The 16207-nt window shown below is 63.8% G+C and carries 11 protein-coding genes; 7 read left to right on the top strand and 4 right to left on the bottom strand.

The window, feature by feature from the left end; translation table 11 throughout:
- The first annotated feature begins 561 nt into the window (after positions 1–561).
- From FV139_RS18960 to FV139_RS18945, 4 genes are all read left to right on the top strand, one after another.
- A complete protein-coding gene (locus tag FV139_RS18960) occupies positions 562–3270 on the top strand; it encodes a TonB-dependent receptor (RefSeq protein WP_187276645.1) in 2709 nt (902 codons plus the stop codon).
- A 153-nt stretch (positions 3271–3423) separates the two neighbouring features.
- A complete protein-coding gene (locus tag FV139_RS18955; RefSeq protein ID WP_148070067.1) occupies positions 3424–4335 on the top strand; it encodes a BadF/BadG/BcrA/BcrD ATPase family protein in 912 nt (303 codons plus the stop codon).
- 9 nt (positions 4336–4344) lie between these two features.
- The gene (locus FV139_RS18950) at positions 4345–6606 is read left to right on the top strand and encodes a beta-N-acetylhexosaminidase (protein ID WP_148070066.1); all 2262 of its coding nucleotides are present in this window, start codon (positions 4345–4347) and stop codon (positions 6604–6606) included.
- A gap of 30 nt (positions 6607–6636) precedes the next feature.
- Positions 6637–8472, top strand: coding sequence for a sodium:solute symporter family protein (locus tag FV139_RS18945; RefSeq protein ID WP_148070065.1), 1836 nt, complete (start codon positions 6637–6639; stop codon positions 8470–8472).
- A 15-nt stretch (positions 8473–8487) separates the two neighbouring features.
- Here the strand turns inward: FV139_RS18945 and nagB are convergent, their stop codons facing one another.
- Genes nagB through FV139_RS18930 form a run of 3 tightly spaced genes read right to left on the bottom strand, consistent with a single transcriptional unit; the run spans position 8488 to position 11508 of the window.
- Positions 8488–9285: a glucosamine-6-phosphate deaminase gene (gene nagB, locus FV139_RS18940; protein WP_148070064.1), complete on the bottom strand. Its 798-nt coding sequence runs from the start codon at positions 9283–9285 to the stop codon at positions 8488–8490.
- 13 nt (positions 9286–9298) lie between these two features.
- Positions 9299–10453, bottom strand: a complete 1155-nt coding sequence (nagA, locus tag FV139_RS18935; protein ID WP_148070063.1) for an N-acetylglucosamine-6-phosphate deacetylase — start codon at positions 10451–10453, stop codon at positions 9299–9301.
- Entirely contained in the window at positions 10450–11508 is a 1059-nt protein-coding gene (locus FV139_RS18930) for a LacI family DNA-binding transcriptional regulator (protein ID WP_148070062.1), read from the bottom strand. The genes nagA and FV139_RS18930 overlap by 4 nt, the downstream gene beginning before the upstream one ends.
- Positions 11509–11710: 202 nt before the next feature.
- Between FV139_RS18930 and FV139_RS18925 the strand changes: the two genes are divergently transcribed.
- Complete coding sequence (locus tag FV139_RS18925; protein WP_148070061.1) at positions 11711–12820, top strand: NADH:flavin oxidoreductase; 1110 nt, start codon at positions 11711–11713, stop codon at positions 12818–12820.
- 81 nt (positions 12821–12901) lie between these two features.
- Positions 12902–13573 (top strand): 2OG-Fe(II) oxygenase, encoded by a 672-nt coding sequence (locus FV139_RS18920; protein WP_148070060.1) that lies wholly within the window; start codon positions 12902–12904, stop codon positions 13571–13573.
- A 20-nt stretch (positions 13574–13593) separates the two neighbouring features.
- Here the strand turns inward: FV139_RS18920 and FV139_RS18915 are convergent, their stop codons facing one another.
- Positions 13594–14589 (bottom strand): calcium/sodium antiporter, encoded by a 996-nt coding sequence (locus tag FV139_RS18915; RefSeq protein WP_148070059.1) that lies wholly within the window; start codon positions 14587–14589, stop codon positions 13594–13596.
- A gap of 141 nt (positions 14590–14730) precedes the next feature.
- On the opposite strand from FV139_RS18915, the gene gdhA reads away from it, so the two are divergent.
- A complete protein-coding gene (gdhA, locus tag FV139_RS18910; RefSeq protein WP_148070058.1) occupies positions 14731–16086 on the top strand; it encodes an NADP-specific glutamate dehydrogenase in 1356 nt (451 codons plus the stop codon).
- Positions 16087–16207: the final 121 nt, after the last annotated feature.

The following is a 16207-nucleotide window of genomic DNA, read 5'->3' as shown; positions in this document are numbered from 1 at the left end:
TTTCAGTCGATTAGGCTAAGGTCGGGCGTTTTGGATGGTTGGCGGGGAATAGATCCCGGATGGAATGCCGTATGCAACGTTGTCATATCGAAGGGGTCAGGCGCCCCTGGGCCCCACTCACGTCATCTCCGCCACCGGCCAAATCCACCCCCCGCGTCATCTCTGCCCTCGCGTCATCTCCGTCCCCGCGTAGTCTCCACCCTCGCGTCATCTCCGCGAAGGCGGAGATCCATTGTTATTACCCCGGCGGACAATGGATCCCGGAGTGCCGGACCACCGACAAAAGCATTGGGGGATGCCCCCCGACAGTGGCGCTCGGGGATGACTCCGGCAGTGGCGCCCGAGGGTGTCCCCCGATAAAAGCGCTCGGGGATGGCGTTGCGGGGGAGGGGCGGTGAACAAGTGTTTTCTCACCTGTTGACAACGTTGTCCCGCAGGCGTAGGGTTCTCTGCGACAACGTTGTCTTTGCTCGTAAACGGTCGCACCGTTTCAGGTCGCTGTGTCGGACAGGGTCAAGTCGCTTGAATAAGCAGAATCACAAGGGGGAACCTGTGAAAAAAATGACATCATCAATCCGCTCGATCTCCGGTTTCACACCGCGCTTCCTGCACAGCTCGCTGTCGGTCCTGGCCCTCTGTGGAGTCACCGGTGCGGTGCAGGCCCAGGAGGCCGCACCCGCCCTCGAAGAGGTGGTGGTGACCGGTATCCGCGGCAGCCTGCAGGAATCACTGGAAACCAAGCGCAATGCCGTCGCGATTGTCGACGCCATCAACGCGGAAGACCTGGGCAAGTTCCCGGACAAGAACGTGGCCGATTCACTCAGTCGTATCACCGGTGTCTCGGTAACCCGCGGCTTCGGTGAGGGTGAGAAGATCGCTGTTCGCGGTACCTCCCCCAACCAGAACCGTACCTTGCTCAACGGCGCCGCCGTCGCTTCCGCGGACTGGTTTGTGCTGGACAACCCGTCCCGCGCCTTCAACTACACCCTGCTGCCCTCCAACATCGTTTCCTCCCTGGAGGTGTACAAGACACCGCGCGCTGACCTCCAGGAAGGCTCGCTCGGTGGCACCGTGATGCTGCGCACCCGCCGCCCGCTGGAGATGGACGCCAACAGTGGCAGCCTGCAGGTTCAGGGTATGTACTCCGAAACCTCGGAAGAAGTGGATCCGCTGGTGTCCGGCCTGTACTCGTGGAAGAACGAGGCGGAATCGCTGGGCTTTAACATCTCACTGACCCGGCAGGATCGTTCCCTGCTGCGTGAAGGCACCGAAATTCTCGGCTTCGAGCGCCAGAACTTCGGCCTCGGCGAGGTGTGGAACCCGCGGGCCCTGGGCGACGCCTACTTCACCCAGGAGCGTCAGCGCGAGACCGCGCTGGCCACCGGCCAGTGGCGCCCCACGGAGCGCGGCCAGTTCACGGCGACCTACCTGAACTCCGAGCTGGATGCCAACAACACCAACCACAACAACTACCAGTGGTTTAACGGCCAGGCGGGTGGCGGCACCATCGACGCCAGCAGCGCGGTACTGGCGGGCGACGGTGTGGTAGCAGGCCAGGTGGCCGATAACTACGCCGAGTACTATGTCATCGACCGCGAGTCCTTCAGCGAAACTGAATCCCTGGACCTGGAATACCTGCACGATTTCGACGGTGCCACTCTGACTTTGCGCGCCGGCCACACCGAGGCGGAGGGCGGCACGTCCAGCGACCGCCAGTACGGTTTCGATACCTTCCTGTCCGGCTCCAGCTTCAACGGCCTGAACTCCACCGCCTTTGTCGGCGGCAGCCCGGAGACCGACGAGCAACTGCTCGGGCGCGGACTCGGCTGGATGATGGAAAACCAGCGCATCATGTCCGACGAGGAAGATTACGCTGGCCTGGACCTGCAGTTCGATGCCGACGCGGGCATCTTCCACACCTTCAAGACCGGGGTGTACTACCGCGACCACGACAAGGGCCAGTTCCAGAACGGCACACGATTCCACTGGCTGACCGACGCCATGCACTCGGCGGATGCCACCGAGTACGGCGGTGGCAGCGACACCTCCGGCTGGAACCGCTGGCTGTACGGCAACCTGAGCGCCGGTACCCTGGGTGACTACGCCTACAACGAGTCGGGTGCTCCCTACCCGCTGCTGAACGTGGGCAGGGCGGAATCGGTGATCTTCCCGCGGGAGGCCTATGCCAACGCCGCCACCATCCTGTTCCTGCCGGACACCTGGGATGTGAACGAGAAAATCTACGCGGCCTATTTCTCCGGTGATTTCGAGGGTGAGGGCTTCCGCGGCAACGTGGGTGTGCGTGTGGTACAGACCGATGTGGCTTCCACCGGTTACAACTGGGAAGGGGACTGGCTGGCAGCGTCCCTGGACATGCTGGGCGGCTATGAGTTGCTGGAAGACCTGGTCGACGACCGCGACAGCTACAACGTGAGCCTGGCCACCGAGGACCATGACTACACCGAGGTACTGCCCAACCTGAACGTGGCCTTTGACCTGACCGACGACAGCATCGTGCGCTTCTCGGCGGCACGGGTGATGGCCCGCCCGGACTACATCAAGATTGCCAACCAGTCCTCTGCCAACCTCGATACCGGCACCGGCGTACGCGGCAATCCCTACCTGAACCCGGAGCTCGCCAACCAGTTTGACCTGGCCTATGAGTGGTACTTTGCCGATCACTCCATGCTGGCGGTGACCTACTTCCAGAAGGACATCAGCAACTCGCTGGTTTCCAGCACCACTGTGGAGTCCATGTACGACCCGAAACTGGACCGCAATGTGGACGTGACTTTCGTCCAGCCCAACAACGGCAACGGCGTGGATGTGGCTGGCCTGGAAGTCAGCTACCAGCAGACCTTTGGTGACTTCGGCATTATCGCCAACTACACCTATACCGATGCCGACAGCCGCGATGCCCGCGACCCGGTCAGCCGCCCCGGTTCTGGCCTGGTGCCCGGTTCCTCCCAGCATATGGCGAACCTGTCCGGCTACTTCGAAAACAACTGGATCAGCGCCCGCCTGAGCTACAACTACCGCACCGAGTGGTACGACGGCCTGAGCGAGTTCGGTTCCGAGATGTACATCGACGATTACGGCCAGCTGGATGCCAACATCACCATGACCGTGTGGGATAACGTCGACCTGGTGCTCGAAGGTATCAACCTCACCGGCGAGGAACTGGAGCACTACCACATCGACACGGGACGCAAGGCCCGACTCTATGACAACGGTGCCCGCTACGTGGTCGGTGTGAACTACCGATTCTAGGAGCCCGTTGCTCAAAAGCTGTGTGTCGGGCGCTGCGGCGGTGGCGCCCACCCGAAAGCCGGGCCAGGAACCCCTGTACCCCAGCTTCATTTGGCTGGTTCTCCCACCCGGGGAGCCAGCTTTTTTTTACCCGGTAAACCCTGGAACCCAAGCATGACTTCACACACTCCGGATGCCTCGCGCCTGTATCTCGGCATCGACGGTGGCGGCAGCAAATGCCGGGCACTGTTGACCGACGCAACCGGGCGTACATTGGGCTGCGGTATCTCCGGCCCGGCCAACCCGTTCCAGAACCTGGAACAGGCCTGTGACTCCATCACCCGTGCCAGCACCGAGGCCCTGGCCCAGGCCGGCCTGGGCGGGCAGGCGCTGGGCGGGGTGATTGCCGGGGTGGGGCTGGCGGGCGTGAATATCCCGCGGGTGTATGAACAGATGTCCCTGTGGTCCAACCCCTTTGCCGCACTGTACCTGACCACCGACATCCATATTGCCTGCCTCGGCGCCCATGGCGGCGAGGATGGCGCGGTGATCGTGGTGGGCACCGGCTCGGTGGGCTACGTGTGCGAACGCGGAGACAGTCACAGTTACGGTGCTCATGGATTTCCCTTCGGCGACAAGGCCAGCGGCGCCTGGCTGGGCCTCGAGGGCCTGAAGGCGGCCCTGTTGTGCCTGGACGGACTCGGCCCACAAACGGCACTGCTGGCAGCGACAGAAGCGCATTTGCACGCCCGTGGCCTGAACCTGGTCGCGGCCATGGCCGGTGCCCGGTCGCGCGACTACGGTGCGCTGGCGCCAGTGGTGCTGGCCTGTGCCGAAGCCGGTGACGCGGTGGCTACGGCGATCATGGAGGAGGCGGCCGCCTACCTGGATGCGCTCGCGGCAAAACTGTTTGCCCACGGTGCCGAGCGCTTCGCCCTGCTCGGTGGGCTGGGGCAACGTCTCGTGCCCTGGTTGTCGCCCGAGAGCCGGGCGGCGGTTATCGCCGCCCAGGGCCAGCCCGACGAAGGCGCGGTCAGCTATGCCATGGCCCGCCACAGCGCGGCAGTGAACAGACGAGTGAGCTAGACTGCGCCGATGCTTCTTCCCGTCATTCCTCAGCCCGTCATTCCTCAACCCCGACACAGCCGTGCTGGCAGCGGTCAGTTCCTGTTGCTGCCGGCAACGCCACTGATCGTGGGTGAACCTGTATTGGACGGGGTGGGGGAGAGGGTGCGCAGCGCCCTGGGCCTGAGGTCGGCCGAAGGTTACGAAGGGCACGAAGGTTACGAAGGTTACGAAGGTCACGAAGGTCACGAGACTGGCTCGCCGGCCCTGACCCTGGAGCTCGACGCGTCCCTGCCCGGGCCTGAACACTATGAACTGGAGATCCGCCCCGACGGGCTGCGGCTGGCGGGGGGCGCGGAAGCCGGTGTGATGTTCGCCCTGCAAACCCTGCTGCAACTGGTTCCCGTGGAGGTCGATATCCGGGGATTGCCGGCAACCGGCGTAACGCTGCCGTCGGTCACCTTCCGGGATGGCCCCGCCTGTGAGTGGCGGGGCATGCACCTCGACTGTTCGCGGCATTTCTTCCCGGTGGCCTTTATCAAGCGTTACCTGGACCTTCTGGCACTGCACAAGATGAACCGTTTCCACTGGCACCTGACCGACGACCAGGGCTGGCGCCTGGAGAGCTCGCGCTTTCCGGCGCTGACGGGTCGCGGCGCCTGGCGTAGCCGGACCGTGGAAGGGCACACCTCCAACCGGGAGAAGCGCTACCGGGAACAAGCCTACGGTGGCTTTTACAGCCAGCAGGACATCCGCGACATCGTCAGCTACGCCCGTGAGCGGCAGATCGAGGTCGTACCCGAGATCGATATTCCCGGCCACGCCGCAGCGCTGCTGGCGGCCCACCCGGAGCTGGCCTGCGCCCCGGGGAACTATGAGGTGGAGGCCCACTTCGGGATTTTCCCGGACGTGCTGTGCCCGAAAGAGGAAACCTTTACCTTCCTCGGCGAACTGTTTTCCGAGGTGGCGGGCCTGTTCCCTGGTGACTGCGTCCACATCGGTGGTGACGAGGTGGTCAAGGCTGCCTGGCGCCATTGCCCGCACTGCCAGCAACTCATTGCGGATAAGCAACTCGGTGACGAGGACGGGCTGCACGGCTATTTCGTGGCCCGGGTGGCCCACATGCTCAAAGGGCTGGGCAAAAAGGTGATCGGCTGGGATGAGGTCATGGACGGCGACGTGCCCCGCGACACCACCGTGATGTGCTGGAATGCCAGCGCCGGAGTGCGCGCCCTGGAGGCGGGCTACCCGACCGTGCTGACACCGGTGGACCGGGTGTACTTCGATTTTTACCAGTCCACTTCCCTCGACGAGCCGGCGGCCATCCACGGACTGACGCCCCTGCGCAAGGTCTACGAGTTCGACCCCTTCGGCCTCGCAGCGGGCGCCTCGGCGCCAATTCTGGGTGGCCAGGGCAACGTGTGGACAGAGTACCTGGCCACGCCCGCCGCGGTAGAGTACGCGCTGCTGCCAAGGTTGTCGGCCCTCGCTGAAGTGCTGTGGACCGGCGAATCGCGCAATTGGGGCGACTTCTGCAGGCGCCTCCCCACCTTGGTAGACCGCTTGCGCCTGCGGGGCTATACCGTGGCCGACAGCGCTTGCAAGCCTGCTGCCGTGGTGAGCAGTGTGCGGGATGGCGTTCTGCGGGTTGGCCTGTGCTGTGACTTCCCCGACGTAGCAATCCACTACACCACCGATGGCAGCCCGCCCGGGCCGGACAGCGTTGGTTATAACGGGGAACTTGCGGTCAGCGGGGAGTGGGTCCTGCGGGCCGTCGGCATCGACGCCAATGGCACCGTGCACGGCGATGAACGCCTGCACCTTGCGGCCCATCGCGCCCTGCACCGGCAGGTGTACCACTGGCGCGAAGACGGCTTGCAGCGGGCGCCGGAGCTGGCGCTACTGACCAACGGTTGTCGCAACAACGAGCGCATCTTTCAGTACCACGAGTGGGTGGAGTTTGCAGGCACCGGTGCCGACATCGTGGTTGACCTGGAACAGGTGACATCCCTGCAGCGCCTGCGTTGCAATGTGGAGGCGGGCGCACACCGGCAACTGGCCCGGCCCGCCGGAGTTCGCCTGCTGGGCTCGAGCGATGGGCAGCGGTGGCAGCCACTGGCAGCGCTGGACGAGGCGGATATTGCCGCCGACGGTGCGCTGGATATACCCCTGGCCGGGCACAGCGCGCGCTACCTGCGCCTGCAGCTGGACAACAGCCTTCAATACTACAGCCCGGAAACGCGTCAACTACAGCGTTTCCCACTCTACCTCGACGAACTCGTCGTGGACTGAGCAAACCCGATACTTCCCGAACGAGGCCGCATGAAGCTCGCTACCATCGATATCCTGATCATCGCCCTGTTCCTGGTGGGCAGCATCGGCCTCGGCCTGTGGTTGTCGCGGCTTGCCAGCCGCAACCTCAAGACCTATTTCCTCGCCGGCAACGACATTCCCTGGTACCTGTTGGGGTTGTCCAATGCCTCGGGGATGTTCGATGTCTCCGGCACCATGATTGCGGTGGCCTGGCTGTTTGTTTACGGGGTGAAGAGCGCGTGGATTCCCTGGCTCTGGCCGGTGTGGAACCAGATCATCATGATGGTCTTCCTGGCCATCTGGATGCGCCGTTCCAATGTACTGACCGGGGCCGAGTGGATCAGCTTTCGCTTTGGCGACAGCCCGGGAGGGCGGCTTGCGCACATAGTCACGGTGCTGTTTGCGGTGATCATCGTGATCGCCTTCATGGCCTATTTTGTCGAGGGCATCGGCAAGTTTTCCGCCCAGTTCCTGCCCTGGGACCTGGCCTTTTCGTTCGCCGGGCTGCAGTTTGCGAGCGAGGACGCCTACGCCCTGATCATTATAGGGCTCACTACGATCTATACCCTCAAGGGCGGCTTTTACAGCGTGGTGGGTACCGAGGTCATGCAGTTCGTGGTGATGACCATTGCCTGCCTGATCGTTGGCTTTATCGCCTTTGGCGCCACCAGTGCCGAGCAGATCCAGGCGGCGGTCCCGGCTGGCTGGGACAGCCTGTGGTTTGGCTGGGAGCTGGGCCTGGACTGGTCATCCCTGTTGCCCGCGGCGGACCAGCGCATTACCGATGACGGCTACAGTGCTTTCGGCTTCCTGTTCATGCTGATGATCTTCAAGGGCGTGTTCGCCAGCCTGGCGGGCCCGGTGCCCAGCTATGACATGCAGCGGGTACTGGGCACCCGTTCACCGGCAGAGGCGGCGAAAATGTTCGGCCTGACGCCGCTGGTGCTGTCATTCCCGCGCTATTTCATGATTGCCGGTATTACCGTGCTGGCGCTGGTGTACATGGACACGGATGCGCTGCTGGACAGCGAGGGCCGGCTCGATTTTGAGCAGGTCCTGCCCTACGCCATCTCCGAGTATGTGGACGCCGGCTTCCGCGGCCTGCTGCTGGCGGGTCTGCTGGCGGCGTTCATGTCCACCTTCGCCGCTTTTATCAACGCCGGCTCCGCCTACGTGGTCAACGATATTTACCGCAAGTACATCAACGAGAATGCCAGTGACCGCAGTTACGTGCGCCTTGGCTATCTTGTGACCGGTGGTCTGGTACTGACGGGGCTCTACTTCGGTTTCGCCGGCGGCAATATCCAGGCCCGTACTGACTGGATCGTGGGCCTGCTCTACGGCAGCTACGTGGCCTCCAACGTGCTGAAGTGGCTGTGGTGGCGTTTCAATGGTTTCGGCTACTTCGCCGGGATGGCGGCGGGCATGCTCGGGGTGGCGGTGATTCCCCCGGCGCTGGAAGCTGCTGGCCTGCAATGGCTGGCGATACAGCAGTTTCCCCTGTTGCTGGCCGTGGCCGCGCTCGGCAGCGTGGTGGGGTGCCTGCTGACACCCCCGGTCGAAGAGGAACAGCTCAAACAGTTCTACCGCCAGACCCGCCCCTGGGGCTGGTGGGGGCCGGTGGCCCGGCTGGTGCAGGCGGAGGACCCAACCTTCCGGCCCAACCGCGACTACTGGCGCGATCTCGGCAACGTGATCCTGGGGATTATCTGGCAGATGACCCTGGTGGTGATCCCGATGTTCGCCATGATCCGGGCCACCGACAACCTGTTGTGGAGCCTGGGCGTGCTGGCGCTGACCAGCTGGCTGCTGAAGAAGTTCTGGTGGGATCGGCTGGAGGATTAGGCTGGGCTCTGACCCCTATGGGCAATGTCCCAGCCTTGCCAGCAGCGCCTGGTTTTCAGCCTCGATATGCTTGAAGAATCCAGGGTTGCTGAGCTGGCTGGCCGCCGCCTCGTCCACCAGCACCACGGCAGCCGGGTGCATCTGTAGCGCGGAGGCCGGACACCAGGCCGAGACCGGCCCCTCTACCATCGCTTTCACCGCTGCGGCCTTGCTCTCGCCGGTGGCCAGTAACAGGACCAGCCGCGCTTCCATGATCGTCCCGATGCCCATGGTCACCGACAGGTGGGGCTGGTGTTCGCCTGCGCTGAAAAAACGCGCGTTGTCCTCGATGGTTTCCCGGGTGAGGGTTTTCACCCGGGTGCGGGAGGTCAGGCAGGAGGTGGGTTCATTGAAACCGATGTGCCCATTGCGGCCGATCCCCAGTAACTGGATGTCGATACCCCCGGCATCGGCAATGGCGCGTTCATAGTCGGTGCAGGCGGCGATGGGGTCGGCGGCGTCACCGGGGGGCACCCGGGTATTGGCCGGGTCGATGTCGATGTGATCAAAGAACTCGCTGTTCATGAAGTGGCGGTAGCTTTGCGGGTGCGTCGCCGGCAGGTCCATGTACTCATCCAGATTGAAGGTGCGGACCTCGCGAAAGCTCAGCAAGCCCTGCCGGTTGCGCTCGATCAACTCCCGGTACAGCTGTACTGGCGTAGAGCCGGTGGCGAGGCCGAATACCGAGGCCGGATTGCGTTGCAGTTGCTGCTGGAACAGGTCGGCACCGTAGCGCGCAACATCGGTGGGGGTGTCGAGTATGACGACTTTCATCGGCAGGCCTGTATCAGTTGCTGCGGTGTGTTTCCCGCGCGCCGGCGACCCAGGTATCCAGTACCTGCAGGTTGTCGTCCAGGCGCACGAAGTCGGCGCGGAAGCCCGGGGCGATACGCCCCAGTTGCTGCTCGCGGCGCAGGAAAGTGGCGGGGTAGAGGGAGGCCATGCGCAGGCACTCGGCGAGTTCGATACCGACCTGCTGATGGCAGTAGCGGACGGCGTCGATCATGCCAATGGCGCTGCCCGCCAGGGCGCCCTCGGCGTTGACCAGGCGTCCTTCACGCACCTGGATTCGCTCACCGTAAATCTCAAACCAGTCCTTGTCGTCACCTACCGTCGACATGGCGTCGGTCACCAGGCAGAGGCGCCCGGGTGGCAGGGTGCGATGGGCAATGCGAATGCTGGCCGGGTGCACGTGATGGCCGTCGGCGATGATACCCACCCAGCAGTCGGGCGCGTCCAGGGCGGCGCCGACCACCCCGGGCTCCCGGGCGGTCAGTGGGCTCATGGCATTGAACAGGTGGGTGAAGCCCCGCAGACCCTCCGCCCGCGCCGCTACAATCTGCTGATAGCTGGCATTGGTATGCCCGGCACACACCAGCACGCCAGCCGCAGTGAGCGCGGCTATCGTCCCCGGCGGCAGGTGCTCCGGTGCGGCCGTCAGCACGGTGCTGAGCTGGGTACCGAGACTGGCCAGCCAGTCGATATCGTGCTGCTCTGGCTGGCGAATACGGTCTTTCCGGTGGGTGCCGCGGCGGGCCACCTCGAAAAAGGGGCCTTCAATGTGAATGCCCAGTACACCGGGATTGCCCGCACCCTGGGCCGACAGTACCGCCTGCACGCCGGCGCGGTGCACGGCGGGGGTGTCGCTGATCAGGGTCGGTAACAGGGCCGTGGTTCCGGTGGCCCGGTGGGCGGCCACCATTCGCTCCACGCCGGCGGCATCGGGCTGGTTATTGAACAGTACCCCGCCGCCGCCATTGACCTGGATATCGATGAACCCTGGTGCCAGCAGGCCATCTTCAAGGTCGATCGTCTCCGTACCCGGCGGCAGTTCGGCTGCCGGCAGGATGGCGTCGATAAGGCCCTGTTGGATCAGTACCGCACAATCCTCGCGCCACTGTTCGCCGTCGAACAGGCGCCGGGCTCGCAGGGTCTGGCTCATTGGGGCGCCGGGCAGGTGGAATCCCGCACCACCAGTTGCGGGCGGAAGCCGTTGTCGGGCAGGGAGGCATCGCTATCTGGCGAATCCTGATGGCTGGCGGCGGAGCCATTGCGGCTGGCGCGTATGCTGGCGATCAGGTGGCTGGCAGCGCTGCCAGCGATGTCGCCGTTGGGCTGGTGGGCGGTGGTTAGCTTGGGCCAGGTCTGGCGCGAGAACGGGCTGTCCTCGAAGCCGACGATAGACAGTTCCTGGGGCACCGCCACCTGGTTGATGCGCGCCGAGAACAGCGCGCCCGCGGCGATTTCGTCGTTGGCGGCGAAGATGGCGGTAGGTCGCGGTTGCATGGCGAGCAGGCGCCGGGTGCGGTCGGCGCCCGAGTCGAAGTTGAACTCGCCCGGTACGATCAGCGCCGGGTCCTCATCGATACCGTGTTCGGCCAGCGCCGCCAGGTAGCCGTGCCGCCGTTCCACGCTGGAGCGGTGGATGTCCTCGCCGCCGAGGAAGGCGATGCGGCGATGGCCGAGGCCTGCGAGGTAGTCGGTAATATCGAAGGCAGCCTGGTAGTCGTCCACGTAGATGCAGGGCTCCGGTTCGGCCGGGTCCGAGGAGCCGGATACGATGCGTACAAAGGGCAACTTGCGCTCCCGCAGGGCGGCGATCAGCTCCGGATTCTCGGAAAAGGGCGGGGTCAGTACCAGGCCGGCGATGTGTCCGGTACTGAGAAGCTGCTCGAGGTCAGCCATGGTGTCGCCGGAGCCGGCGGCCAGCGGGTGGATCAACAGTTCGTAGCCCTGGGCGCGGCATTCCGCCAGCAGGCCGTGCTGCATCTCGATCACGTAGTGGCTGTTGGGGTTGTCATAGATGAAGGCGATAAAACTGGCGGCGCCGCGCAGTTGCCGGGCGGAGATATTGGGCTGGTAATTGAGCTCCTTGATGGCCGCCCACACCCGTTCTTGCAGTTCCTCTCCTACCGAGGGCTCCCGGTTGATGACCCGGGAAACCGTTTTGAAGGAAACGCCTGCCAGCTTGGCGACGTCCTTGATGGTGGCTTTCATGCCCCTTGATACCCCCTACCGCGGCAGATTGCCCGCTTTCATACTGGCGCCCAGTGTAGCGGAGAGAGGGTCTTTAGACAACGTTGTCATACCGCTGTCTGGTCCGTGTCTCGCACAGGCATTCGGTGCCGTTGGACCAACGCTGGCGGACAGAAAGTGCTATCCTGCCGGCCGCCCTGAAACCAGCTAGTGGAGTTACCCAGTGAGTGATGCCGCCCCCCTGTTCCAGCCCTTCCAGTACGGCCCCCTGAGCCTGGCCAACCGTATCGTGATGGCCCCGATGACCCGCAACTTTTCGCCGGGCAATGTACCGGGCGACAAGGTGGTGGAGTATTACCGCCGCCGGGCCGCTGGCGGCGTTGGGCTGATCGTCACCGAGGGTACCTGCATCGACCACATCGCGGCCAGCGGCTACCCGGACGTACCCTACTTCCACGGTGAGGAGCGCCTGACAGGCTGGCAGAAGGTGGTGGAGGCAGTGCATGCCGAGGGTGGCAAAATTGCCCCCCAGCTCTGGCACTGCGGCGGCATGCGCAAAGCCGGTACGCCTCCTGAAGGGGATGTGCCGGGCTATACCCCCTCGGGCATGAACGTACCCGGCAAGGTCAATCGTCACATCATGACCCAGGACGATATCAACGACGTGGTGGCTGCTTTTGCCCGCGGCGCGGCAGACGCCAAACGCCTGGGCTTTGACGCGGTGGAGCTGCACGGCGCGCACGGCTACCTGATCGACCAGTTCTTCTGGGCGGGCACCAATGTGCGGGAGGATGCCTACGGCGGCTCGATGGAGCGCCGGGGTCGCTTTGCCGTGGAAATTATCGAGGCCGTGCGCGATGCGGTGGGGCCGGACTTTCCGATCATCCTGCGCTGGTCGCAATGGAAGCAGCAAGACTACACGGCGCGGCTGGCGCTGTCTCCGGCGGAACTGGAACAGTTCCTGACACCGCTGGTCGCAGCGGGGGTGGATATTTTCCACTGTTCCACCCGCCGTTTCTGGGAGCCTGAATTCGAGGGCTCAGACCTCAACCTGGCGGGCTGGACCCGCAAGATCACCGGCAAGCCGGCCATCACCGTGGGCAGTGTCGGCCTCACCGAGGACTTTCTCCCGGTACCCGGCGAATCCACTTTCCGCGAGGCGGAACCGGCCAGCCTGGACGATCTGCTGCGGCGGCTGGAGGCCGGGGAGTTTGACCTGGTCGCCGTGGGCCGTGCCCTGATCGCCAACCCCGACTGGGCGGCGCTGGTCCGCGGTGGCGAGCTCGCCTCCGCCCGGCCATTCCAGAAGGAAAATCTGTTCGAGCTGGTATAGCGCCAGCGGGGCGGCGGCCCTATAATCCCGCCGCCCTGACCCCGCCACTCCGGTGGGCGCGGGCTTTCCCGGAAGCCTCCGATGACCGCGCCCGACATCCTTGCCTTCAGTCCCGATAGCGGGGACGACGAACTCCTGTTCCAGCATATCGCCCGTGACCTGCGGGAGCGTGGCTATGCCATTTGTCCGGGTGCTCTGCCCCTTTCTTTAAGTGAAGCGCTGCTGGGCCATCTGGACACCATGCCCGGGAGCCGGTTCGCCCGGGCCGGGGTGGGCCGGGAGGGGGAGCACACCCACAACCGCTTTGTGCGGTCGGATGAAATCTGCTGGATTACCGGGGAGTCCCCCGCGGGACAGGCCTGGCTGGACTGGAGCGCCCGCTTGCAGCAGTTCCTCAACCGGCAATTGCTGTTGGGGTTGTTCTCCTTCGAGTCCCACTTCGCCCACTACGGCCCCGGGGACTTCTATCGCAAGCACCTGGACGCCTTCCGCGGTGAGACCAACCGGGTCCTGTCGCTGGTGGCTTACCTGAACCGGGGCTGGCAGCCGGATGACGGCGGCGAGTTGCTGATGTACCTGGACGAGAGCGGCGAGCAAACCCTCAAGGTGGTACCCGCACTGGGCACCCTGGTGGTCTTCCTCAGCGAGGAGTTCCCCCACGAGGTGCTGCCGGCCCAGCGGGATCGGCACTCCATTGCCGGCTGGTTCCGGGTGAACACCTCCACCGCTGAGCGGGTGGACCCGCCGCGCTGAGCCTTCTGCCGGGTTGAGTGCTAGCTGATGATGGCGCCAGCGCTGGGTGCCAGGTAGGTGTGAACGAGGTAGGCCAGGTAGGCACAGAAACAGGCCAGCAGGGCGCCGCCCTCGTAGCGGTTGATGCGACGGCTGCCCTTGCGGAAGCTGAAGCCGATCACGAACAGGGACACGGTGAGCAGCGCCATGATACTCACGTCCCGGTTGATAATATCCTGCTCCACCGCGAAGGGGCTGATAGAGCCGGCGATACCGACCACCGCCAGGGTGTTGAACAGGTTGGAGCCGATGACGTTTCCCAGTGCCATATCGTGCTCACCCTTGCGCGCGGCCAGCACTGAAGACACCAGTTCGGGCAATGAGGTGCCCACCGCGACAATGGTCAGGCCGATAATCAATTCGCTGACACCAAAGCCACGGGCCAGGTCGATGGCGCCCCACACCAGCAGGCGTGAACTGGCCAGCAGGATTACCAGGCCCACCGCCAGCCACAGCCAGGACTTGTTCAGCGGCAGGACCCGGCCCGGAATCTCCTGGTCCAGTTCGATCCCCAGCGTGTCGTCTTTCTCCCGCATGCCCTGGATAATGGTCCATGCCATTAACACGAAGAATACCCCGAGCAGCAGCAGCGCATCGCCGCGGGACAGGTTGCCGTCCAGCAACTGCAGAATGGCCAGGCCAGTGATGCCACTGAGGATCGGCAATTCCTTGCGCAGAATCTGTGACTGCACCGCGATCGGGCTGATCAGGGCAGTGATGCCGAGAACCAGGGCAATATTGGCAATATTGGAGCCATAGGCATTGCCCAGCGCCAGGCTGGGGTTGCCCTGCATGGCGGCGAGGGCTGAAACCAGCATTTCCGGAGCGGAAGTGCCAAAGCCCAGGATCACCATGCCAATCAGCAGGGTGGGCATCCCGAAATGGCTGGCGATGGAGGCGGCACCATCGATGAATTTGTCTGCACTCCATAAAAGGAGAACGAGGCCGACCAGTACGGCAATCAGGGCGGTAATCATGCGGCGGATTATACGGGCGCGACAGTGAATTTGGCCAACCTAAATGCGGCTTTCATCTCGCTGTCACCTTGTGTTGACGGTATTGCCGACTATGCTCAAGTAGGGGCGGCAGCGCCGCATCAATAAAGCTAAGGAGAAGGCATGAGCACACATCAGGCAGAGGACCTGGCTACCTTTATGGAGGGTGTACAGCGCCGGAACCCGGGAGAGCCCGAGTTCCACCAGGCGGTACACGAGGTGGCCATGGATATCATTCCCTATATCTCAGACAAACCCATCTACAAAGACCTGAAAATCCTCGAGCGCATGACCGAGCCGGACCGGATCATCTCCTTCCGCGTGGTGTGGCAGGACGACAGCGGCGACATCCGCGTCAACCGCGGTTACCGGGTCCAGCAGAACAACGCGATTGGCCCCTACAAGGGCGGCATCCGCTTCCACCCCACGGTGACCCAGTCGGTGCTCAAGTTCCTGGCCTTCGAGCAGGTGTTCAAGAACAGCCTCACCGGCCTGCCGATGGGCGGCGGCAAGGGCGGCGCCGACTTCAACCCCAAGGGCAAGTCTGACCTGGAAGTGATGCGTTTCTGCCAGGCCTTCATGACCGAGCTGGCCAAGCATATCGGCCCTGATACCGACGTGCCCGCTGGCGATATCGGCGTGGGCGCCCGGGAAGTGGGTTACATGTTCGGCCAGTACAAACGCCTGGAGAACCGCTTCGAAGGGGTGTTGACGGGCAAGGCACTGGAATTCGGCGGCAGCCTGATCCGCACCGAGGCGACGGGCTACGGTGCCGTCTACATGATGCAGGACATGCTCACCCATCACGGGGAGAGCATCGACGGCAAGGTCTGTGTGGTGTCCGGCTCCGGCAACGTGGCGACCTACTGCGCCGAGAAATTGCTCCAGCTCGGCGCCAAGGTGGTCACCCTGTCCGACTCCTCAGGCTTCGTTTACGACGAGGAAGGCTTTACCCACGAGAAACTCCAATGGGTCATGGACCTGAAGAACAAGCGGCGGGGGCGCATCGAGGAGTATGCCCACGAGTTCGGCGCCAAGTATCACGAGGGCGAGGAACCCTGGGGCGTGCCCTGCGACCTGGCCTTCCCCTGTGCGACCCAGAACGAGATCGACGGTGAAGAGGCCAAGTTGCTGATCAACAACGGCTGCCGGGGCATTTCCGAGGGCGCCAACATGCCCACCACCCCTGAGGCCATCAAGGTCATCCAGGATTTCCCGGCCCTGCTCCATGCTCCCTCCAAGGCAGCCAACGCTGGCGGGGTAGGCGTGTCCGGCCTGGAGATGAGCCAGAACAGCCTCCGCCTGTCCTGGACCCGGGAGGAAGTGGACGAACGGCTGCGCGCCATCATCCGCGGTATTCACGACCAGTGTGTGGAGTTCGGCACGACCTCGGAAGGACACGTGGATTATTTCCGTGGCGCCAACATCGCCGGCTTCAACAAGGTGGCATCGGCCATGCTGGCCTATGGCGTGATGTAACACCCTCTGGAATGAAAAAGGCGCTGTCCTCACGGGCAGCGCCTCAGACTGCTGACAAAGTACCTTCAAAAGCCCTGGTCGTAAGACCGGGGCTTTTGTTTAATGGGGCTGTAATAACGAT

The organism is Parahaliea maris (genome assembly GCF_008064665.1).
Lineage (GTDB): Bacteria > Pseudomonadota > Gammaproteobacteria > Pseudomonadales > Halieaceae > Parahaliea > Parahaliea maris.
The sequence above is the reverse complement of the archived record's forward strand: the minus strand, read 5'-3'. Positions and strand labels throughout refer to the sequence as shown.

Excerpts from the sequence above, each read along its gene's own strand:
- gdhA (WP_148070058.1), top strand. The coding sequence starts at position 14,731 with ATGAGCACACATCAGGCAGAGGACCTGGCTACCTTTATGGAGGGTGTA.
- FV139_RS18920 (WP_148070060.1), top strand. The coding sequence starts at position 12,902 with ATGACCGCGCCCGACATCCTTGCCTTCAGTCCCGATAGCGGGGACGAC.
- FV139_RS18930 (WP_148070062.1), bottom strand. The coding sequence starts at position 11,508 with ATGAAAGCCACCATCAAGGACGTCGCCAAGCTGGCAGGCGTTTCCTTC.
- nagA (WP_148070063.1), bottom strand. The coding sequence starts at position 10,453 with ATGAGCCAGACCCTGCGAGCCCGGCGCCTGTTCGACGGCGAACAGTGG.
- FV139_RS18960 (WP_187276645.1), top strand. The coding sequence starts at position 562 with ATGACATCATCAATCCGCTCGATCTCCGGTTTCACACCGCGCTTCCTG.
- nagB (WP_148070064.1), bottom strand. The coding sequence starts at position 9,285 with ATGAAAGTCGTCATACTCGACACCCCCACCGATGTTGCGCGCTACGGT.
- FV139_RS18915 (WP_148070059.1), bottom strand. The coding sequence starts at position 14,589 with ATGATTACCGCCCTGATTGCCGTACTGGTCGGCCTCGTTCTCCTTTTA.
- FV139_RS18950 (WP_148070066.1), top strand. The coding sequence starts at position 4,345 with ATGCTTCTTCCCGTCATTCCTCAGCCCGTCATTCCTCAACCCCGACAC.
- FV139_RS18955 (WP_148070067.1), top strand. The coding sequence starts at position 3,424 with ATGACTTCACACACTCCGGATGCCTCGCGCCTGTATCTCGGCATCGAC.
- FV139_RS18945 (WP_148070065.1), top strand. The coding sequence starts at position 6,637 with ATGAAGCTCGCTACCATCGATATCCTGATCATCGCCCTGTTCCTGGTG.